Genomic DNA, 20,593 nt, shown 5'->3' on the forward strand with positions numbered 1-20,593 from the left:
CCGGTCAGACGAGCAGGTCGAGGCCGCCGGCGTGGGCCGACGGGCGGGCGGGTGCGGCGGCGGCCGGGCCGGTGCCGGCGCCGGGGCGGGTGCCGTCCGGGCGGCCGGCCTCGCGGCGGCCGGCGGCGTCCGCGCCGGCACGGTCGCCGGGGGCGGAGCCGGAGCCGTCGGTGCCGAGGCGGACGTCGGAGGACAGCCCGGTGGCGGCGAGGTCGCGGCGCAGGTCCGGCAGCGACTGCTTGAGCGCGTCGCGGGCCGCGTCGGTCGCGCCGACGAGCTCGACGCGCACGGCGTCCGCGGAGATGTGCGCGACGACCTTGACCGGGCCGAAGTGCTCCGGGTCCACGTGCAGGGTCAGCACGTGCTGGCCGGTGCCCGCGGAGCGCAGAGCGGGCAGCTGCTCGCCGATCTTCGCGGCGAGCTGGTCGGACAGCGGGGCGGGCGTCGCGGCGGCCGCGGCGACCCGGTGCTGGACGGTGCCGACCTGCAGGGCCGCCGGGGCGGCGGCGGGCGCGGCCGGCGCCGGGGCGGGGGCCGCGTCGCCCGCCGGGGCTGCGGCCGCGGCGAGGTCGGCGGACGCGGCGGCGGCCGGGGCGTCGACGGGGGCGGCGACCGCAGGGGCGGTCGCGCTCGCGGCGTCGGCGGGCCGGGACGCGGGGGCCGCGGCGGACGCCGGTGCCGCGGTGGGCGCGGCCGCCGGGGCGCTCGGCGTGCCCGGCGCCGCGTCGAGCGGCGCCTCCGCGGTGGCCGGGACCCCGGGGGCCGGGGCCGCGCCGGGGGTGCCGGCGGGAGCCACGGTGGCGGTGGGCTCGACGACCGGGGCCGCGGCCGTGGTCGTGGCCGCGACCGCCGGGACGGGCGTCGTGGCGGCCGAGGCCGGCGCGGCGTCGGCGGACGTGGTCGCGCCGGCGGCCTGGGCGGCGAGCGCGGCGACCTCGGGGGCCACGGCGACGACCGGCGCGGCGGCGGCCGGCAGGGCGGCGACCGTCGGCACGGCGGCGGGAGTCGTCGCCGCGGCGTCGGCGGCAGGTGCCGCGGCGGTCCCGGCCGGGTCCGCGTCCGCCGCGGGGGCGTCGTCCGCCGCGCGGTCGGCGGCGGGGCGCCCGGCAGCGGCGCGCTCCGCCCGGTCCGCACGGTCGGTGGTGCGCCCGGCCTCGGGTCGGTCCGGACGGTCCGTCCCGCGCGGGCGGTCGGCGCGGTCGGCGCCGCGGTCGGCGGCGGCCCGGCCCGGGGCGGTCCGGTCGGCGCCGGGGCGCTCGGGCTGGGCGGCCCGGTCCTGCGGGCCCGCGGCGAGCGCGCCCTGCAGGACCGCGTCGAACCCGGTCGACCCGGTGCGCGCGCCACCGGCCGCCGCGGCGGTCGCGGCGCGCGCCGGCGCGGCGGGAAGCGTGCTGATGGTCACGAGGCGGCCCCCCAGAGGGACGTGAGCAGGGACGAGGTGGACGTGCCGGCGCCGGCCGGGCCGGAGCCGAGGGCGCCGAGCGCCGAGGTGAGCGAGGTGGCCGAGCCCGACGCCGAGCCCGCCCCGCCCGCCGCGCCGGCCGAGCCGGTCAGCAGCGCGAGGGCGTTCTGCCCGGCCGCGGTGCTCGCGAGCGCCGAGGACAGCGCCGAGGTGGAGAGCCCCGGCGCGGACACACCCGCCGACGTGAGCGAGGCCGCCCCGCCCGCGGCGGACGACGCCTGCGGCAGCACCCGCCGGATGGTCGTGGGCTCCGCGTAGACGTCGCGGACGGTGACCGACTTCCCGGGCTTGGGGGCGTCGATCATCTGGCCGTCGCCGACGTAGATGCCGATGTGCTTGCCGCCGTTCAGCACGATCAGGTCGCCGGGCAGCGCCTGGTCGAGCGAGGGCACCGCCTCCCCGAGCGTCGCCTGGTCGCGGGCGACCCGCGGCACCCCGGCGGTGATGCCGAGGTCGGCGAGCGACCGCAGCACCAGGCCGGAGCAGTCCAGGCCGCCCTCGGCGAGCGACTCGCCGCCCCAGACGTAGGGCGTGCCGAGGTACTTCTTCGCGGCCTCGACCAGATCCTGGCCGGTGACGGTGGTGGACAGCGCGTTCGCGGGGACCGTGCCGGGGTCGGCCCCACCGGTGAGCCGGGCGAGGGCGGTCGCGAAGTCGGCCCCGGCGGTCGCCGACGCGGCGGCGGACGTCACCGACGACGCGCTCGACGCCGACGCGGTCGGGGCGGCCGTCGCCGGCACGGACGCCGGCTCGACGTACGCGCGGATCTCCGCGATGCGGGCCTGCACGGCCGCCACTCCCCCGGTCACCGGTCCCCCTCGGCGGGGGCGGGCGCCGCGGCGCGGCGGCCGGCGACCTCGTCCAGCACGACCTGCTCGGCGCGCTGCTCCTCGACGCGGACCGCGGCCTCGTGCTTCTCCTGCAGCTTCTCCAGCGTGCGGGTCTGCGTGCGGGCGGCGGACCACGCCGCGTCGGCGGCGTCGACCTCGTCCTGCGCCACGAGCACCTGGGCGCGCCGGTCGACCAGCAGCGCGGACAGCGCGAGCCGGCTGGCGACGACGGCCTGCACGCCGCGGGCGTCGGTCCCCTCCGGGAACACGGCGGAGCCGAGCGCGGTCTGGGTGGCGGCGGCGCGGGCCGCGGCGGCGTCGCGCCCGCGGACGCTGGTCGCGCGCTGGGCGGCGGCCTGCTCCTCGGCGAGGGCACGCAGGCGCAGCAGCCCGGCGAGGCGGAACGCGCGGCTCACGGCAGGTCCCCCATCGCGGCGACGAGCGCGGCGAGCCGCGCCCAGGAGTCGGCGGACGGCGCGCGCTCGTCCATGCCCTGGCGCAGGAAGCCGTCGATGGCCGCGCCGTGCGCGACGGCGGCGTCCACGAGCGGGTTCGACCCGGCGACGTACGCGCCGACGTCGAGCAGGTCCTGCGCCTGGCGGCGGGCGGCCATCACGCGGCGCAGCCGGGTCGCGACGGCCTTCTGCTCGGGGCCGATCACCCGGGACGCGACCCGGGAGATGGAGGCGAGCGCGTCGACCGACGGGAAGTGCCCGGCGACGGCCAGCGACCGCTCCAGCACGACGTGGCCGTCGAGGATCGACCGGGCGGCGTCGGCGATCGGCTCGTTGTGGTCGTCGCCGTCCACCAGCACGGTGTACAGGCCGGTGACCGAGCCGGTCGCGCCGGTGCCGGCGCGCTCCAGCAGCTGGGCGAGCAGCGCGAACGTGCTCGGCGGGTAGCCGCGGGTGGCGGGGGGCTCGCCGACGGACAGGCCGATCTCGCGCTGCGCCATGGCCACGCGGGTCAGCGAGTCCATCATCAGCACGACGTCGTCGCCGCGGTCGCGGAACCACTCGGCGATCCGGGTGGCGACGAACGCCGACCGGAGCCGGACCAGCGGCGGCTCGTCGGAGGTCGCCACGACGACGACCGAGCGGGCCAGCCCCTCGGGGCCGAGGTCGTCCTCCAGGAACTCCCGCACCTCGCGGCCGCGCTCGCCGACCAGGGCGATGACGGAGACCTGCGCGTCGGTGCCGCGGGCGATCATCGACAGCAGGGACGACTTGCCGACGCCGGAGCCCGCGAACAGGCCGAGGCGCTGGCCGCGGCCGGCGGTCACCAGGGTGTCGAGCACGCGCACGCCGAGGTCGAGGGGCTGCGCGACGCGGGCGCGGGCCAGCGGGTGCGGGGCGTGCCCGGTCACCTCGGCGCGCCCGACGCCCACGAGCGGCCCGCGGCCGTCGATGGGGCGGCCCAGGCCGTCGAGCACGCGGCCGAGCAGGCCGGGTCCGACCGGCGCGGTCAGCGCGGTGCCGCGCGGGCGCACCGGCATCCCGGCGCGCAGGCCGTGGGTCGGGCCGAGCGGCATCGCCTGCGCGGAGCCGCGGCCGGTGGCGACGACCTCGGCCGGCACCTCGGTGCCGTCGCCCGGGTCGATGGCGACGAGCTCGCCGACGGCCGCGCCGGTGCCGGCGACCTCGACCGTCAGGCCGACGACGCCGCGGACGGTGCCGACGCGCTCGGGTCGGGCGGCGCCGAGCGCCGCGCCCCACGCGGGGGTGCGCAGCAGCGCGGCGTCGTCCGCGGCGGGCGCCGGGGCGGCGACCGGCGCGGCGGCGGCGCCGGCGGCCCCGTCGCGCGGGGTCGGCAGCACGGCGGCGGCGGTGGGCGTGCTCATGCGGCCCCGGCCTCCCCGGCGCCGGCGGCGAGGGCCGCCCGGGCGCGGTCGAGCGCCGCGCCGAGGCGCGCGTCGAGGTAGCCGTCGGGGAACTCGCCCACGGCGTCGCCGGGCGCGAGCGCCGGGTCCGCGACGAGCTCCACGCCGGTCAGGTCGGGCAGCCCGGCCAGGACGTCGCCGCCGGCCGGGGCCTCGCCCGCCGGGAGCCCGCCCGCCAGCGCCGCGCGCAGCACCGCGAGGTCGCGCGGGTGCAGCCGGACGGTGTGCACCTCGCGGGCCGGGTCCAGCGCGCGGACCCGGGCGAGCGCCGCGGCGGCCGAGGCCGGCGCGTCGGACAGCTCGGCGCCGAGCACGACCGCAGCCAGCTCGAGCGCGGCGGCGTGCAGCGCGTGCTCGGCGGACGCCAGCACCGGGGCGCTGCGGTCGGCCGCGGCTCGCGCGGCCCGTGCCAGCACGGCGAGCGCGTCGGCGTGCTCGGCGGCGCGCCGCGACTCGGCCTCGGCGCGCTCCCGCTGGACGCGGGCGGCCTCGGCCTCGGCGGCGCGGGCGGCCTCGCGGGCGCCCGCGGCGTAGCCGGCCGCGTACCCGGCGGCGTACCCCTCGGCGCGCGACGGCTCGGCCGTCGCGATCCCGGCGGACCCGCCGAAGGCCTGGGTGAAGGTGCGCGGGTCAGGAGACATACTCGTCCTCGCCCTCGCGCCGGATCACGATCTGGCCGGACTCCTCCAGGCGGCGGATCGCCTGGACGATGCCGGCGCGGGCCTCCTCGACCTGCGAGAGGCGGACCGGGCCGAGCAGCTCGATCTCCTCCTCGAGGTTCTCCCGGGCGCGCTCGGACAGGTTGCGCAGGATCTTGTCCCGCACCTCGGGCGACGCGCCCTTCAGGGCGACCGACAGCTCGTTGGTCTCGACCTGGCGCAGCACCAGCTGCATGGCGCGGTCCTCGAGCAGCACGATGTCGCCGAAGACGAACATCCGGCTGCGCACCTCGTCGGCCAGCGCCTCGTCGCGGCTCTGCAGCCCCTCGAGGATGAGCTTCTCGGTGGTCGGGTCGGCGCGGTTGATGATCTCGACCAGCGGCTGCACGCCGCCGACGGCGGAGAGCTCGTTGGGGGTCAGCACGGTCGAGGCCTTGCGCTGCATCGACTCCGCGATGACCGCGACGACGTCCGGGGACGCCCGCTCCATCAGGGCGATGCGGTGCGCGACCTCGGACTGCTGGTCCGACGGCAGGCCCGCGAGGATCGCGGAGGCGTGCTCCGGCCGCAGGTGAGCGAGCACCAGGGCCACGGCCTGCGGGTGCTCCCCGTTCAGCAGGGACAGCACCTGGCGGGCGTCGGCGTGCTGCAGGAACTCGAACGGCTGGCCGGCCATCGAGGTCTGCAGGCGCTCGATCATGCCCGCGGCCTCGTCGCGGCCGAGGGCGCCCTCCAGCAGCTGGGTGGCGTAGCCGAGGCCGCCGTTGACGCTCGGGCCGATGGCCGACGCGGCGTAGAACTCCTCGACGACCTCGTCCGCGACCGTCGCGTCGACGCGCTCGAGGCGCATGATCTCGGCCGTGAGCTCCTCGATCTCCGCGGTCTCCAGCTTGGCCATGACCTTGGCGGCGCGCTCCCGGCCGAGCTGCAGCAGCAGCATCGCGGCCTTCTGGGTGCCGGTCAGCGTGGCGGTCGACATCAGCGCCGCCCGGCGGGGGTCAGCCAGCCGCGCAGGAGGTCCGCGACCTCCTCGGGCTGCTCGTCGGCGAGGGCGGCGATCTCGGCGCGCTTGACCGCGAGCGACTCGGCGACCGGGTCGATCTCGGCGGGACCGGGCAGGGCCGGCGGGATCTCCGGCAGGTCCTCGAGCTCGGCGGCCGGGTCCGGGCCGTCCATCAGGGGCAGCTCGCCGATGTCCAGCGCCTCGCGCTTGCTGCGTCGCGAGCGCCGGGCGAGCACGACGGCGACCACGATCACGAGCAGCAGCAGGGCGCCCGCGATCACCGCCTGCCGGAGCAGGTCGGCGCGGCGGTCGGCCTCGGCCTGGGCGTCGGCGGCCGCGAGGGCCTCCGCCGCAGCGTCGGCGCCCGTGGTGTCGAAGGCCATCGCCTGCACGGCGATGGTGTCGCCGCGCGCGGTGTCGATGCCGGCGGCGGCGGTCAGCGTCGCGGTGAGCTGGTTCAGGTCGAGGCCGGCCGCGGCGGTCTGGTCGACGACGACGGCGAGCGACTGCTTCTGCACGGTGCCCGGGGCGACCGTGGTCACCTCGGTGACCTTGTTGACCGCGTTGCTGACGTCCTCGGTCGTGTTCGTGTACGACCCGGTGCCGTCGCCCTCCCCGGTGGGGACCGCGATGTTGTCCGGGCCGAGCACGCCGGTGGCGGTGCCGGAGCCCGCGCCGGTGTACTCCTCGGTCGTCGTGGAGGACACGAGCGGCGGGGTGCCCTCGGTCGCCGAGAACTCCTCGGAGGTGCGCTGCGTCTGGTCCTGGTTGAGCGCGGCGGTGACGGTCACGGCGGACCGGCCCGGGCCGACCACCTGGTCCAGCAGCGCCTGCACGGCGCTGGTCACGCGCTGCTCGTAGGCGGAGGTCGCCTCGTCGCCGGTGCCGCCGGTCAGGCCGGTGCCCACCTCGGACAGCACCTTGCCGGTGGAGTCCACGACGGCGACGTCGGTGGCCTTCATGCCCTCGATGCCCGCGGACACCAGGTGCACGATCGCCTCGACCTGGTCGGTGCTCAGCTCGGTGCCGGTCTTCGTGCGCACGAACACCGACGCCGTCGGGTCCTGCTGCTGCGAGACGAAGACCGAGTCCTCGGGCAGCGCCAGCTTCACCGTGGCGGCCTCGACGCCGGACATGGCGCCGACCGTCTTGGCGAGCTCGCCCTCCAGGGCGCGGGTGTAGGTGGTCTGCTGCTGGAACTCGCTGGACGTCATCGACATGCCGTCGAGCAGCGAGTAGCCGTCGCCCTCCGCGTTCGCGGGCAGGCCGGCGGCGGCCAGCTTGAGCCGCATGTCGTACAGCTTCGCCTGCGGCACCAGCACCGTGCTGCCGCCGTCGGTGAGCTCGTAGGACACGCCCTCGGCCGCCAGCTGGTCGACCACGGCCGAGGCGTCGGTCGCGGACAGGCCGGAGAACAGCGGGGCCAGCGTGGGCTTCGAGGCCCAGGAGTAGATCGCGAACCCGCCGAGCAGGATCGCGGCGACCGCGATGATCGCGAAGGTCTTCTGCGGGAGCGAGAACTGCTTCACCGCGCCGCTCATGCGGCCGAACAGGGACTTCACCTGGGCGGGCATCAGGCCTGCATCCTCATGATCTCGGTGAACGCGTCGACGGCCTTGTTGCGCACGGCGGCGGTGAGCTCGAGGGCGAGCTTGGCCTCGGACGACGCGACGGTGTAGTCGTGCACGTCGTCGAGGTCGCCGCTGACGGCCTGGACCGCGAGCGCGTTGCTCGTGGACTGGAGCTGCTGGACGTGGTCGACGGCGCCGAGCGCGGCGGCGAACCCGCCGTCGGCGCCGGCCGTCCCAGTCGCGGGGCCGGCGGCACCGGTCGCGCCGAGGCCGGGCAGGCCCGCGACGTCGGACAGCTCGGACAGGTAGGAGGTGGCGGTCACGCCGGACACGCCGCCGACGGGCTGGATGCTCACGAGGTCCTCCCGATCTGCAGCGCCGCCTCGTAGGACGACTTCGCGCGGTCCACGACCGCCGCGTTCGCCTGGTAGCCGCGCTGCGCCATGATCAGCTGCGTCATCTGGGAGGCCATGTCGACCTCGGGGTAGCGGACGTAGCCGTCCTCGTCCGCGAGCGGGTTCGTGGGCTCGTAGACCACGCGGCCCTCGGCCGGGCCGAGCGCGATGCCCGACACCTGCGCGCCGCCGCCGTTCGCGGTCGGGATCTCCGAGGCCACCACGTACTTGGCCTGGTAGGCGGCCTCGGACGTCGCGGTGGCGTTGTTCATGTTGGCGAGGTTGTCGCTCACCGCGTCGATCCACTTGCGGTAGACGGTCATGCCGGTGCTGGCGATGCCGATCGCCCCGAAGGTCGTCATCAGTTGGTCCTCATGGCCGTGCGGACGCTGGAGAAGGTGCCGTCGACCGCCTGGGTCGCCAGCTGGTAGCGCAGGTTCGTGTCGACGTTGAGCAGCGTCTCGGAGTCGAGGTTGACGTTGTTGCCGTCGGTGCGCGTGGGCTCGAGGGAGCGCGCGGTCGTGGCGGACGCGGCGCCGGTGCCGTCGGCGACGGCGCGGGCCAGGGCGTCCTCGAACTGGACCTTCTTGGCGTGGTAGCCCGGGGTCTGGATGTTCGCGACGTTCTCGGCGATGGCGCGCTGGCGCGCGGCCAGGCCGTCGAGCGCGCTGTTGATCGCGACGTAGCTGACGGAGTCGAACATGCCCATGCAGGGTCACCCTCACCCGAGGTTGGTCCTGGTCGGCCTAGTCCGTGGCCTGCTGCGCGAGCGATCCGTGCTCACGCGTCCCATCGGCGGGATGCGGCGCCTGCTGAGGTGTGCGCCCGAGAAATGTCGCGGATCACTCGCGCGGCGGACGCGATTCGAACGGGTTGTCCGAATTTGCCGGAGAATGTCCGGCGATCATTGTGGGTGCTGGCACCCAGGTGCGGCTCAGCCCTCGACGTCGAGGTAGGCCGGGGCGGGGGCCGGGCGGGTGCGCAGGCCGTCGGCGGTGCGCAGGCGGCGGCGGTGCTCGGCGAGCTGGTCGCCGGTGCGGCGGGCGAGGTCGCGCTGGCGCTCGACCAGCGCGGCGGCGCGCGGGGCGAGCGAGACGGGCAGCGGGCCCAGCCCGCGGGGGGTGCGCCAGGGCGTGGTCAGCGCGACGTCGACGACCGCCGGGTCGCCGGCGCGCTGGGCCCCGGCGAGCAGCTCCTCGGCGCGCTCCGCGCCGAGCTCCATCTCGGTGAGCGCGGCCACCCAGGCGGCCTCGCGCCCGGCGCGGCCGCGGTCGGCGCCCTCGCGCTCACCGGGCGTCCCGGGGCGGGCGTCCGCGTCGAGCGCGGCGCCGGGGGTGCTGCGCTCGACCGGGGTGACCGCCGTGTCAGCCGACACCGAGCACCCCGGTGCCGGTCTCGGCCGTGTCGAAGGCGGGGGCGCGGCGCTGCGTCGGGACGTCGTTCGCCACCGTCTGCGCGGCCTCGTGCCAGGCGTCGGCGAGCGGCGCGACCAGGCCGCGGCACGCGGCGGCGCGGTCGGCGTCGCCCGCCATGCTCGCCCCGATCATCTCGGACAGCAGGTACGTGTAGACCGACAGCAGGCGGTCACCGCCGTCCCACTCGCCCACGTTCAGGTTGGCGATGAACTCGGCGACGATCTCCTGCGCGTGGGCGAGCTGCTGGGTGCCCGTGGCGCGGTCGCCCGCGCGCAGCGCGACCTCCGCGCGCTCCAGGTCGAGCAGCAGCCTGTCGTACAGCATGGTGAGGAGCTTCGCCGGCCCCGCGGTCGCGACCGCGTCGGCGAGGAACCGGGTCCGGGCGTCGTACACGGCGGTCCTTTCAGCAGGGTGGGGGTCAGTCGGACGACCCCGTCAGCTGCGCGAGCTGGGTGGTCAGGTAGCTGGACTGGGAGTTGAGGTTGGAGAGCTGGACCTCCATCGCCGCGTACATCGTGGTCAGCGACGCACGTCGCGCCTCCAGCCGGATGTCCCAGTCGGCGATGCGGTCGGTCAGGTCCTTGACCTCGCTGTTGTAGCTCTGCACCTGCAGCGTCAGCGTGCCCTTGGCGGAGTCCGAGGCGACCTCGCCGATCTTCTGCAGCGAGCCGGCGACGCCCTGGACGGCCTTGCCCACCGCGTCGGGGTCGTTCGTCAGCGCGGTCTGGAACGCCGCCGCGTCGAAGGTGAAGGTGCCGTCCTTGCCGAGCGAGATGCCGATGCCGGCCAGCGACGTGTTGCTGGCGCTGTTCGACCCGGCGGCCAGGAGCGACTGCTGCAGGCCGCGGACGGTCGCGTTGCCGGAGAACAGGCCCGCGGTGACGATCGCGGTGCCCTCGTCGTTCGTCCCGGTCTTGCTGGTCGTGTAGGACGTGATGTCGCCCAGCACGGCGTTCAGGTTGTTCACCAGCGCCTGCGCGAGCGCGGACAGCTTGGAGTCGTCCCGGGTCACGTCGACGGTCACCGGGTCGGTCGTCTTGGCGGTCACCGTGACGTTGACGCCGGTGACGAGGTTCTCGAAGACGTTCTTCGACGAGGTCACCTTCTGCTCGGCGCCGGTGCCGGGCCACAGCACGATCTCGGCGTCGGAGGCCGCGCGGATCTCCTTGGACGCCAGGGTGGCGCCGTCGGCGGCGTTGCCCACGGCGACGCTGAACGTGTTCTCCTTGCCGGTCTCGGTCCCGGTGAGCTGCAGCCGGTACTCGGGCGCGGCGGCGGTGCCGACGTTCAGCGCGGACGCCTTGACGCCCGTGCCCTCGGCGTTGAAGGCGGCGACGATGTCGCCGATGTTGTCGCTCAGCGCCGTCACCGAGACGGTCTCGCCGTCCGCGCGGGTGAGCGTGAAGGTCGGGGTGTCCGACGTGTAGCCCGTCGGCAGGGTGTAGAGCGTCGCCTGCGAGGCCGCGACCGAGTCGACGCGGAACGTCACGCTCGACGGGCGCGCCTCGGAGCTGGTCGTCGCGGTGACCGACTCGGCGGAGGACTTCGCCTTGACGGCCTCCCAGGACGACGCGGTCGCCGCGGCCTTCGCGGCCGCCGTCAGGGAGGCGACCTTGGTGTTGAGGGCCTGCAGCGCGGTGGACTGCGACGAGATCGTGCTCTTCTTCTTCGAGAGCAGCGTCTGCTGGTTGGCCTCCAGCGCGATGGTCGAGTCGATCAGGTCTGCCGTGGGGAAGTTGCTGATCAGCCCGGTGCTGAAGGTGATGCCGGCCATCGGGGGTTGTCCTCCTGGTGCGGGGTCCTGCGGGTGCCCCGGGGATCGGGGCCGAGATGCGACGCGGGCGGTGGTGGACGGTGCGTCCACCACCGCCCGCGTCGGTCGTGCTGGTCCTGCTTCACGTGCGTCCTCGGCGGGACGCCGGCCCCGGCCCGCTCACCACGAGGGTGCGCGGGCCGGAGCCGGACGGCTCACTGGAGGAGCTGGAGCACGCTCTGCGGGATCGACTTGGCCTGCGCGAGCATCGCCGTGCCGGCCTGCGAGAGGATCTGCGCCCGGGTGAACGAGACCATCTCGGACGCCATGTCGGTGTCGCGGATCCGGCTCTCCGAGGAGGTCAGGTTCTCGACCGCCACGTTGAGGTTGTTGATGGTGTGGTCGAAGCGGTTCTGGACCGCACCGAGCTGCGAACGCACCTTCGACACGTCGGTGATCGCCGCGTCGATCTTGTCGATCGCCTCGACGGCGCCGGACTTCTGGGTGAAGGTCGGCGACGCGGAGGCGACCTCGGCGGCCGAGGCCGTCGCGCCCGGGGTGGCACCCGAGAAGACGACGCCGGTGCCGGACGTGGTGACCACGCCGGCGCCGAGGGCCTTCTCGGCCGCCGCGGTGAACGCCGCCAGGGCGGAGGCGGCCGTGGTGACGCCCGTGTAGTCCACCGAGGCCAGGTCGAACGACTTGGACCCGATGGTGACGGTGCCGTTCAGCGCCTGCAGGTCGGACAGCGCCGTGGTGTCGGCGGCGACCGTGACCGTGCCGGCGGTGCCCGCGGTGGCGTTCGCGACCGTCGCCGTGGTGGCGTCGGAGGCGATCTTGGTCACGTCGATGCCGGCGACGCCCAGACCCTGGGAGGACAGGCCGCCCGTGCGCTTGAGGTCGACGGTGATCTTGTCCTGGTCGGAGGTGTTGGCGCCGACCTGGAACGTGCCCGAGTAGTTGCCGTCCAGCAGCTTGGTGCCGTTGAACTGCGTGGTGTCGGAGATGCGGGTCAGCTCGGTCTTGAGCTGGTCCATCTCGTCCTGGATGTTGCCCTTGGCGGTCTCGGAAAGGCCGCCGTCGTTCGCCGCCTGCACGGACAGGGTCCGCATGCGCTGCAGGATCGAGTGCGTCTCGGTGAGCGCGCCCTCAGCGGTCTGGACGACGGAGATGCCGTCCTGGGCGTTGCGCACGGCCTGCTTGGTGCCGCCGATCTGGGCACGCAGGCCCTCGGAGATCGCCAGGCCGGCCGCGTCGTCCGCCGCGCGGTTGATGCGCAGGCCGCTCGACAGCTTCTCGAGCGACTTGCTCAGGTCGTTCTGCGTGTTGGACAGGTTGCGGTACGAGTTCAGCGCCGCGATGTTCTGGTTGATCGAGAGAGCCATGATGGTTCTTCCTCCGTGAGTGGGCTCAGGGGCGGCCCGTCCGTGGGCACACCCTGGACATCGGACGCCCGCCGCGACCCCTGAGGGTTTTTCTGCGACGAGTCCGAAGTCGGTTCAGACCGCGGCGCCGACCAGGCCCGGGGCCACGATCTGCAGCTCGGCGAGGACCGCGGCCTCGTCGGCGGGGTCGACGTGCGCGAGGGCGTCCTCGAGCCCGGCCAGGCCGCGCTCGTCGCCGTAGGCGCTGTACGCCAGGGCACCGGCGACGGCGCGCTGGCGCGGGTGGGCCCCGGGGTCCAGCGCGATCAGCACGAGAGGGCACTGCGCGGGTGTGCCGGCCGATCGGATGCGGGCCGACCACTCCGCCGCCTCTTCGAGGGACAGCGCGGGAGCGAGCAGCGCGGCGGCTGCCAGCACCGCGGGGTCCCCCGGACGGACGTCGTGCATCCACTGCAGGAACGTCCGGGCCTCCGCGGTGGTGTCCATCGCGCACCAGGTCACGTACTGCCGCCACATGTCGTCCGACATCGCCGCGAGCAGCCGCCGGCAGGCGTCCGCACCCAGCACGCGCGCCAGGCCGGCCGCGGCGCCCGGCGCCACCCCCTGCCGGATCGCCTCCAGCGCGGCGAGCACAGCCCGGCGGTGGTCCCCCACCTGGGCGTGGGCCCACAGCTCGGTGGTGATCACGCTCGACCGGTCGAGCCGCTCCCCGAAGGAGTTGACGGTGGTGGTGGGGATGCGCTCGACGGCCGCCAGCGCCCCGGCGGCGTCGCCCCGGGCGGCGAGGACCTGGGCGCGGGTCGCGAGCGCGAAGGCGGGGTTGTCGTCGTGCTCCTCCCACAGGTCGAGCCAGCGGTCGGTCGCCTCGTCGTCGCCCGCGGCGCGCGTAGCTGCGTAGATGGCACGCGCGAGCAGCACCACGTGCCGGCTCCAGCCGAAGCCCTCCGCACGCAGCGCCTCGGCCTCCTCGATCGCGGCCGTGTTCTGGCCGTCGAGCATCAGGGAGCGGGCCAGGTCGACGCGGTGGAGCTCGAGCTCGCGTGCGTCACCCTTCGCGCGCGCGGCCTCGACCTGCGCCCGGGCGATCTCGACGTTGCGGCGGCCCTTGTCCTTGGCGGCGACGACCTCGTGCAGGTAGCCGCTGTGCCGGATCTCGATACCGGAGGCCGGTCGCTGGGGGATCGCCGCGACGCCCGTCTCGATGAGCACCGGCTGCTCGTGCAGCATGCCCACCCAGGTGTGCAGCTCGCGGCGGAACACCCGGGTCCCCGCCACGCCCGTCTCACCCGGAGACAGTCCCAGCGGCAGGTCCGGCCCGTCGGTGAGGTTGCGGACGACCATCGTATGCGCGACGAGCCCGTCGCGGCCGAGGTTCGCCCGGAACTGCACGGGGTCGCCGACCACGACCTCGTCGGCGTCGAGCACGAGGACCCAGTCGCCGGTCGCGTGCGCCATCGCGCGGTTGCGGGCTCCGCCGAAGTCGTCGTCCCAGTAGCCCTCGACGACCACGTCGGTGTGGCGGCGGGCGATCTCGACGGTCGCGTCGGTGGAACCGGTGTCGTACACGACGACCTCGTCGGCCCAGGCGACCGACGCGAGGCAGCCGTCGAGGACGGCCTCCTCGTTCTTCACGATGAGGACGGCGGAGACGGTGGGGCGTGCGGGCATGACGTTCCTCCGGTCGGGTGGCTGCCCTGCCGATCGGCGCACCCGCCCCGCTCCTGAGCGTTCGGTCGCGCGCCGGCGGCCCGGGACGCGCCGAGGGCGCCGCCCGCGTGCTGCGGACGACGCCCTCGGACGTGTGTGAACGTGCTGCTGCTCCCCCGCCGGCGGCCCGGCGGGGTGCCGCGGTCTCAGACCGCGGCGGTGGTGATGCGGTCCGCGCCGCCCTCGAACGGCGTCGGGACGGAGCGGACCTCGTCGGCACGGTGGCCGGCGGCGGTCATGGCGGCCCGCGAGGCGACCGCGGCGAAGTAGGTGCGGCGGCGGCGCTCCGCGACGCCGTCGGGACGCTCGGCGACCGGGACCATCTCGGGGTCGAGGCTGGCGTTCAGCCCGTCGCGCATCAGGGCCAGGCCCTCGGTGCGCAGCTGGCTGATCCGGGACTGCGTCACGCCCAGCTCGTCCGCCAGCTCGGCGACGGACCGGTCCTGCAGGAACAGCCCCTCGATGACGGTGCGCAGCCGGTCGGGCAGCGTGTCGACCGCGGCGCGCAGGTAGCGCAGCCGCTCGCCGATCAGCACGTTGTCCTCCGGACCGGGCGCCTCGTCGCGGACCAGGTCGGCGACCGGGTGCACGGTGGCGTCCATCGACAGCACGCGCCGCTCGGCGTCCTGGCGCGCCTGGTCGACGGCGGCGAGGTCGGTGCCGAGGGCGTGCGCCAGCTCCTCGCGGGTGGGCGTGCGGCCCAGGGTCGCGGTGAGCCGGTCGCTCGCGGCGGACAGCTCGCGGGCCCGGTGCCGGGCGCCGCGGGAGGCCCAGTCCATCGAGCGCAGCTCGTCGATCAGCGCGCCGCGGATGCGCAGCGCGGCGTACCGCGCGAACGGGACGCCGGTCTCGGGGTCGTACGCGCGGGCGGCGAGCACCAGCGCGAGGTGGCCGGCGGACACGAGGTCCTCCCGGCTGACGGTGGCGGGGACCCGGGAGAGGACCTCGCTCACGTGGTACCCCACGATGGGCATGTGCGCGACGACGAGGTCGTCGGCGGCGGGGGTGGCTGCAGAGCTGTTCACGAACCGGTTCTCGGCGGGGGTGAAACCTGGCTTGAGTCTTTGTTCTGAAGTTCCTGAGGACCCGATCTATGCGACTTCCGCGGCCATTTCGGACGTACCGGAAAGACAAATCGGACATCCGCCGACATAGTCCCGCGCCGATCTGAGCGGTTGTGATGCACGTCACAGTCGGGAGATCGCTGTCCTGTCAGATACAGGCACTGACCAGTCGGTTCAACTCGCTCCCCCGGGGCGGCGACGCGGGGGTGGCCACGAGGTGTCCGGTTTCGCTCAGGACCGCCGGCGCCGTCCCGATAGGACAGGCACGACGCCACGGCCGGCATCCCGTGCCGAGCGTCCCCGACCGCACCACCGCCGCTTCGAAGGAGGGCACGCCCGATGGCCCTGAGCCAGCTGTCCGACGTCCTGTGGACCGAGCGCCGCCTGCTCGAGCTGCTGCTGTTCAAGCTCGAGGAGGAGCAGCTCGTGCTCACCAGCGGGCGCACGCGGTGGCTGGCCCACGCCACGCGGGAGGTCGAGACCGTGCTGGAGCAGATCCGGGACGCCGAGCTCGGCCGCTCCGCCGAGGCCGACGCGGTCGCCCTCGAGCTCGGCCTGGAGCCCGGCGCCACGCTGCGGACCCTCGCCGAGCACGCCCCCACCCCGTGGGACGACCTGCTGCACGCGCACCGCGACGCCTTCGTCCAGCTCACGACCGAGATCGCCCAGCTGGCCGACGGCAACCGCGAGCTGCTCGCCATGTCGCACCGCGCGACCCAGGAGACGCTCATGTCCCTGCAGGAGTCGGTGCAGACCTACGACCCGCAGGGTCACACGGCGACCCCGGCCGACCGCAGCGCGCAGCTGCTCGACCAGTCCTTCTGACCAGGCCGACCCGGCCGCCCGAGACGACCCGAGACGACCCGAGGAAGAGGATCCGTTGAGCACCTTCTCCGGACTGGGCACCGCCCTCAGCTCCCTGATCGCGCAGCGCCAGGCGCTGGAGGTGTCCGGGCAGAACATCGCGAACGCGAACACCGTCGGGTACACCCGGCAGCGCGCCGCGATGGCCTCCCTGCCGGCCGCCACCGTGCCGTCGATGTTCTCCACCAGCAACGGCGTGGGCATCGGCACCGCCGTGACCGGCATCGACCGGCTCGGGGACGCGTTCCTCGACGCCCGCGTCCGCAACGAGACGTCGGGCGCCTCCCGGCTCGCCGCGGTCGCCACCGAGTACAAGACGCTCGAGACCACCATCGGCGAGCCGAAGGCCACGGGCTTCTCCAAGGACCTGTCGAGCTTCTGGAGCTCCTGGTCCGACGTCGTCAACGACCCGACCTCCGACTCGGCGCGCTCCGTGCTGCTCCAGCGCGGCAAGGCCGTCGCCGACCGGCTGTCGACCATGCACCAGGACATCGGCACCCAGTGGCAGCAGGCGCTGACCACCACCTCGGCCCTGGTGACCCAGGTGAACACCACCGCCGCCAACGTCGCGGACCTCAACACCCGCATCCTCGCGATCACCAACGCGGGCGGGTCGGCGAACGAGCTGATGGACCAGCGCGACCAGCTCGTCACGCAGCTGTCCGGACTGGTCGGGGCCTCCGCGCGGATCCGCGACGACGGCTCGGTCGACGTCATGGTCGCCGGCAACGCCCTGGTCTCCGGGAGCACCGCGAACCAGCTCGCCGTCTCGGGCAAGAGCCCCGCGTCGCTCGGCGACGCGATGAAGGCCGGCGCCGACCCCGTGTCGATCGTCTGGGCCCGCAACGACAACCCCGCCGGCATCGAGGGCGGGCGCGTCGCCGGCCTGCTGACGACGCTCGCCCCGCAGAGCGAGGGCGGCATGCTCACCAGCGCCGCGGCCCAGGTCGACGCCGTCGCGAAGACGCTCGCGGAGTCGGTCAACGCCGTGCACAGCACGGGCTACACGATCGACGGCTACGGCGGGCCGACCACGGGCGGCGCCTTCTTCACGTACGACACGGCGAACCCGGCGCGCACCCTCACGGTCGCGATCACCGACCCCGCCGGCATCGCGGTCGCCGGGAAGGACAAGGGCGCGCACGACAGCAGCGTCGGCCGGGAGATCGCCGCGCTCGCGAAGTCGACCTCCGGCGCGGACGCCACCTGGTCCGCGTTCGTCGTCGACCTCGGCGTCCAGTCGGCCAGCGCCTCGTCGCGGGCCACCGTCGCCGAGGCCGCGCGGTCCACCGCCTCGGCCGCCCAGCTCGCGCAGACCTCCGTCGACACCGACGAGGAGACCGTCAACATGCTCGCGTTCCAGCGGGCCTACGAGGGGGCGGCCCGCGTGCTCACGGCCGTCGACGAGATGCTCGACACGCTGATCAACCGGACGGGGGTGGTGGGTCGATGACCACGATCGGCCGCGTCACGCACTTCACGGTGCGGAACTCGACGCTCAACAACGTGCAGGCCAACCTGCAGAAGATGGCGGACCTCCAGGCGCAGATGTCGTCGGGCAAGAAGATCAACGCCGCCTCCGACGACCCGTCCGGCACCGCCGACGTGCTGCGGCTGCAGGGCGAGCAGCGCCAGCTGGCGCAGTACGACCGCAACGCCTCCGACGGCGAGGCGTGGCTGACCACGATCAACGACGCGCTCACCACGTCGCTGTCGACGCTCCGCAAGGCCCGGGACCTCACCGTCCAGGGCGGCAACGGCGCGCTGGGGCAGAACTCGCGGATCGCGCTCGCCCAGGAGATCGAGGGACTGCGGGACAACCTCCTGGCCCAGGCCAACACCACCTACCTCGGGCGCTCCGTGTTCGCGGGCACGACCGCGGGTGCGGCGTTCACCGACGGCACGCCACCGGCCGCCCCGGGAGACCCCCTTCCCTACACGTTCTCCGGGAACGGCGTCGGCGGCACCGTGACCCGCACGGTCGCGAGCGGCACCAACATCCGGGTCGACTCCTCCGGCGCCGCCGTCTTCGGCGAGGGCCCGGACTCCGTGTTCGCGCTGCTGGACCAGATCGCCACGACGCTGCGCGCGAACGAGGACCCGTCCGACCAGCTCGACGCCATCGACGGGCACCTCGACGCGATGACGACCGAGGTCGCCTCGGTCGGTGCGCGGCAGAACCAGATCGACGCCGCGCAGGACCTCATCGCCCAGGGCCAGCTGACCGCCACCACGCGGCTCAGCGCGGTGCAGGACATCGACCTCGCCCAGATCATCCTGGACCTCGGTGCGCAGGAGGTCGCCTACAAGGGCGCCCTCGCCGCCGGCGCCAAGGTCCTCCAGCCGACCCTCCTGGACTTCCTCCGATGACCGCTGAGCTCGCCGACGCCCCGCGTCGCACCCACCTGCCCGAGCACCTGCACCTGCGCGCGCCCATGCCGGGCCTGACCGGGTACGAGGACTTCACGCTCACCCCGCTGGACGACGCCGGCGTGCTGTACGCGCTGCGCGCCGAGCCCGCGGGCGCCCGCCCGGTCCGGCTGTTCGTCGTCGACCCCGACGCGTTCTTCCCGGACTACCACCCCGCGATCGCCGGGGACGTGCTCGCCGCGATCGGCGCCGACGCCGCGCACGCCGTGCGCCTGGTGGTCGTGCGCCCGGCCGACGCCGGCGAGCCGCCCACCGCCAACCTGCTGGCCCCGCTCGTGCTCGACCCCGCCAGCGGCGCGGCCGTGCAGACCGTCCTCACCGAGGACTGGCCGCTGCGGGCGCCGCTCGCGCCGGCCGCCTGACGCCGGCCGCACCGCCCCTCCCCCGCCCGCCGACCGAACCGACCAGGAGATCGTGATGACCTCGACCCTCGGCGCCGACGCCGGGTCCCCGCGCGCCGCGAGCGGCAGCCCGATCCCGATCGGCGGCGGCGAGACCACCGTGCTGCGCCAGCCCGTCGTGCACCACGACCGCTCCGTGTACGGCTACGCCGTGCGGGTCCTGGTCAGCGGGCCCACCGGCGCGTCCCTCCCCGACGAGAGCACCGAGGCCGCCGTCGAGGCCGCCTACCGGCGCCTCGACCTGACCGGGCTCGCGGGCGACAAGCCCGTGCTGCTCCGCGCGACCGCCGGGCTGCTGTCCGGCACCGCGGCCGTCTGGTACGACGCCGACCGGCTCATGCTGGAGATCACCCCGTCGCTCGCCCGGCGGCCCGACGTCGACGCCCTGATGGCGGCCGCCACCGCCCGGGGCAGCCGACTCGCGCTCGCCGACTACGACGGCTCGGTCACCCAGGACCGGCTGCTGGACCGGGTGCAGGTCGTGAAGGTCGACCTGCAGCGCGGCGCCGACCACTGCGCCGAGCTCGTCGCCCGTGCGCACGCCGCCGGGGCGACCGTCGTCGCCGAGCACACCGACACCACCGAGCGGCTCGAGGTCGCGCAGGCCGTGGACGCCGACCTCCTCCAGGGGCCGATGTTCCACCGCGACCCCCCGGTCACGCGCCGGTCGTTCTCCGCGGGCGAGCTGCAGTGCCTCGAGCTGCTGCGCGTGCTCTCCGAGGACCAGGTCGACCAGCAGACCGTCGTGCGCACCGTCGCCTCGGACCCCGAGCTGTCCATGCGCGTGCTGCACCTGGTGAACTCCTCGGCGTTCGGCCTGCGGCGGGAGATCGACTCCGTGCTCCAGGCCGTCGTGCTGGTCGGGCCGCGGCAGCTGCACGCCCTCGCGATCGCGTCGCTCATCGACGCCAAGCCGGCCTCGGTCGGCACCCTGTGGTCGATCCTGACCCGGGCCATGACCTGCCACACGATCGCCGGGGACGACGCCGGGTACACCGTCGGGCTGCTGTCCGCCGTCGCCGCCCAGCAGGGCATCGACCTGACCGAGCTCGTCTCGCGCACCGGCGTCTCCGACGCGCTCGGCTCGGCGCTGCTGCGCCGCGAGGGCCGGCTCGGCCAGGTGCTCGCCGCCGTCCTCGCGCACGAGGAGAACGACACCGCCGCGGTCGCGGCCACCGGCCTCGAGCCCTGGGACGTCGCGCACGCCTACCTCGCCGCGGTCCCGAGCGCCCTGGCCACGGCCACGGCCCTCGCCTTCGGCGAGTGACCCTTCCCCCTTTCCCTCCCCCCTCGCCCGCTCGCGCGCCGAGACCGCACTCCTGGCGGGGTTCCGCCCTCCGGAACCCCGCAGCTGCTGCACGCTCGGCGCGCGGCGGTGGCGGGTGCGGGGTGGGGAGGCGCGGGGGGCGGACCGCTTAGGGTGGTGGCCGTGCCGTCGTTCATCCACCTCGCCCTGCGCCCGGAGAGCCGCAAGCCCGCCCCGGACCCGGTCCCGGTGAGCATGCGGCCGGTGTTCCTCGTGGGCATCGGCGCCTGGCTGGTGGCCCTGGTCGTCGCCCTCGTGCTCTGGCTGACGGACGCCGCCGGGCCGCACGGGGTCTGGGCGTGCGTGACCGGCGCCGCGCTCGGTGCGGTCGGCCTCACCTGGACCCGCCGCCGCCCCGGCCGCTGACCGCGCGCGCCCGAGCCCGGGGCGCCCACGCGCACGCCGAGCGCGCGCGCTGGCCACCGCGCGCGCTCCGGCCGCGCGCGCCAGCCGCGCGCGCCAGCCGCGC

22 protein-coding genes are annotated in these 20,593 nt (G+C 75.3%); 6 read left to right on the forward strand and 16 right to left on the reverse strand.

Annotated features, from left to right (window positions below; translation table 11 throughout):
- Positions 1-4 precede the first annotated feature (4 nt).
- From FS882_RS09135 to FS882_RS09210, 16 genes are all read right to left on the reverse strand, one after another.
- Positions 5-1,402: a flagellar hook-length control protein FliK gene (locus FS882_RS09135; RefSeq protein WP_158372743.1), complete on the reverse strand. Its 1,398-nt coding sequence runs from the start codon at positions 1,400-1,402 to the stop codon at positions 5-7.
- Positions 1,399-2,271, reverse strand: a complete 873-nt coding sequence (locus FS882_RS09140; RefSeq protein WP_262348176.1) for a C40 family peptidase — start codon at positions 2,269-2,271, stop codon at positions 1,399-1,401. Before FS882_RS09140 ends, FS882_RS09135 begins: the two co-directional genes overlap by 4 nt.
- Positions 2,268-2,708 carry a flagellar FliJ family protein gene (locus tag FS882_RS09145; RefSeq protein ID WP_158372744.1) on the reverse strand — a complete coding sequence of 147 codons (441 nt, stop codon included), beginning with the start codon at positions 2,706-2,708 and terminating at the stop codon, positions 2,268-2,270. Before FS882_RS09145 ends, FS882_RS09140 begins: the two co-directional genes overlap by 4 nt.
- The gene (locus tag FS882_RS09150) at positions 2,705-4,132 is read right to left on the reverse strand and encodes a FliI/YscN family ATPase (RefSeq protein WP_158372745.1); all 1,428 of its coding nucleotides are present in this window, start codon (positions 4,130-4,132) and stop codon (positions 2,705-2,707) included. The genes FS882_RS09145 and FS882_RS09150 overlap by 4 nt, the downstream gene beginning before the upstream one ends.
- The gene (locus FS882_RS09155) at positions 4,129-4,812 is read right to left on the reverse strand and encodes a FliH/SctL family protein (RefSeq protein WP_158372746.1); all 684 of its coding nucleotides are present in this window, start codon (positions 4,810-4,812) and stop codon (positions 4,129-4,131) included. The genes FS882_RS09150 and FS882_RS09155 overlap by 4 nt, the downstream gene beginning before the upstream one ends.
- A complete protein-coding gene (gene fliG / locus FS882_RS09160) occupies positions 4,802-5,809 on the reverse strand; it encodes a flagellar motor switch protein FliG (protein WP_147795536.1) in 1,008 nt (335 codons plus the stop codon). Before fliG ends, FS882_RS09155 begins: the two co-directional genes overlap by 11 nt.
- Entirely contained in the window at positions 5,809-7,407 is a 1,599-nt protein-coding gene (gene fliF / locus FS882_RS09165) for a flagellar basal-body MS-ring/collar protein FliF (protein ID WP_158372747.1), read from the reverse strand. Before fliF ends, fliG begins: the two co-directional genes overlap by 1 nt.
- Positions 7,407-7,760 carry a flagellar hook-basal body complex protein FliE gene (locus tag FS882_RS09170; RefSeq protein WP_158372748.1) on the reverse strand — a complete coding sequence of 118 codons (354 nt, stop codon included), beginning with the start codon at positions 7,758-7,760 and terminating at the stop codon, positions 7,407-7,409. Before FS882_RS09170 ends, fliF begins: the two co-directional genes overlap by 1 nt.
- Entirely contained in the window at positions 7,757-8,161 is a 405-nt protein-coding gene (locus tag FS882_RS09175; RefSeq protein WP_158372749.1) for a flagellar basal body rod protein FlgC, read from the reverse strand. Before FS882_RS09175 ends, FS882_RS09170 begins: the two co-directional genes overlap by 4 nt.
- Positions 8,161-8,502 carry a flagellar basal body rod protein FlgB gene (locus tag FS882_RS09180; RefSeq protein WP_158372787.1) on the reverse strand — a complete coding sequence of 114 codons (342 nt, stop codon included), beginning with the start codon at positions 8,500-8,502 and terminating at the stop codon, positions 8,161-8,163. The genes FS882_RS09175 and FS882_RS09180 overlap by 1 nt, the downstream gene beginning before the upstream one ends.
- Positions 8,503-8,733: 231 nt before the next feature.
- The gene (locus FS882_RS09185; RefSeq protein WP_158372750.1) at positions 8,734-9,174 is read right to left on the reverse strand and encodes a hypothetical protein; all 441 of its coding nucleotides are present in this window, start codon (positions 9,172-9,174) and stop codon (positions 8,734-8,736) included.
- A complete protein-coding gene (gene fliS, locus FS882_RS09190; protein WP_158372751.1) occupies positions 9,164-9,607 on the reverse strand; it encodes a flagellar export chaperone FliS in 444 nt (147 codons plus the stop codon). The genes FS882_RS09185 and fliS overlap by 11 nt, the downstream gene beginning before the upstream one ends.
- Positions 9,608-9,632: 25 nt before the next feature.
- Positions 9,633-10,988: a flagellar filament capping protein FliD gene (gene fliD, locus FS882_RS09195; protein ID WP_158372752.1), complete on the reverse strand. Its 1,356-nt coding sequence runs from the start codon at positions 10,986-10,988 to the stop codon at positions 9,633-9,635.
- Between the two features lie 194 nt (positions 10,989-11,182).
- Entirely contained in the window at positions 11,183-12,352 is a 1,170-nt protein-coding gene (locus tag FS882_RS09200; protein WP_158372753.1) for a flagellin, read from the reverse strand.
- 114 nt (positions 12,353-12,466) lie between these two features.
- Complete coding sequence (locus FS882_RS09205; RefSeq protein ID WP_158372754.1) at positions 12,467-14,020, reverse strand: glycosyltransferase family 2 protein; 1,554 nt, start codon at positions 14,018-14,020, stop codon at positions 12,467-12,469.
- Positions 14,021-14,205: 185 nt separating this feature from the next.
- Positions 14,206-15,084 carry a sigma-70 family RNA polymerase sigma factor gene (locus tag FS882_RS09210; RefSeq protein WP_262348177.1) on the reverse strand — a complete coding sequence of 293 codons (879 nt, stop codon included), beginning with the start codon at positions 15,082-15,084 and terminating at the stop codon, positions 14,206-14,208.
- A 378-nt stretch (positions 15,085-15,462) separates the two neighbouring features.
- Between FS882_RS09210 and flgN the strand changes: the two genes are divergently transcribed.
- From flgN to FS882_RS09240, 6 genes are all read left to right on the forward strand, one after another.
- Positions 15,463-15,948 carry a flagellar export chaperone FlgN gene (gene flgN, locus FS882_RS09215; protein ID WP_158372755.1) on the forward strand — a complete coding sequence of 162 codons (486 nt, stop codon included), beginning with the start codon at positions 15,463-15,465 and terminating at the stop codon, positions 15,946-15,948.
- Between the two features lie 55 nt (positions 15,949-16,003).
- Positions 16,004-17,440, forward strand: a complete 1,437-nt coding sequence (gene flgK / locus FS882_RS09220; RefSeq protein WP_158372756.1) for a flagellar hook-associated protein FlgK — start codon at positions 16,004-16,006, stop codon at positions 17,438-17,440.
- The gene (flgL, locus tag FS882_RS09225) at positions 17,437-18,357 is read left to right on the forward strand and encodes a flagellar hook-associated protein FlgL (protein ID WP_158372757.1); all 921 of its coding nucleotides are present in this window, start codon (positions 17,437-17,439) and stop codon (positions 18,355-18,357) included. Before flgK ends, flgL begins: the two co-directional genes overlap by 4 nt.
- Positions 18,354-18,779, forward strand: coding sequence for a flagellar assembly protein FliW (locus FS882_RS09230; RefSeq protein ID WP_158372758.1), 426 nt, complete (start codon positions 18,354-18,356; stop codon positions 18,777-18,779). The genes flgL and FS882_RS09230 overlap by 4 nt, the downstream gene beginning before the upstream one ends.
- A gap of 55 nt (positions 18,780-18,834) precedes the next feature.
- A complete protein-coding gene (locus FS882_RS09235) occupies positions 18,835-20,085 on the forward strand; it encodes an EAL and HDOD domain-containing protein (RefSeq protein WP_158372759.1) in 1,251 nt (416 codons plus the stop codon).
- A 162-nt stretch (positions 20,086-20,247) separates the two neighbouring features.
- Positions 20,248-20,490, forward strand: coding sequence for a DUF2530 domain-containing protein (locus tag FS882_RS09240; protein WP_158372760.1), 243 nt, complete (start codon positions 20,248-20,250; stop codon positions 20,488-20,490).
- Positions 20,491-20,593 lie beyond the last annotated feature (103 nt).

Source organism: Cellulosimicrobium cellulans (genome assembly GCF_007679345.1).
Classification (GTDB): domain Bacteria; phylum Actinomycetota; class Actinomycetes; order Actinomycetales; family Cellulomonadaceae; genus Cellulomonas; species Cellulomonas cellulans_A.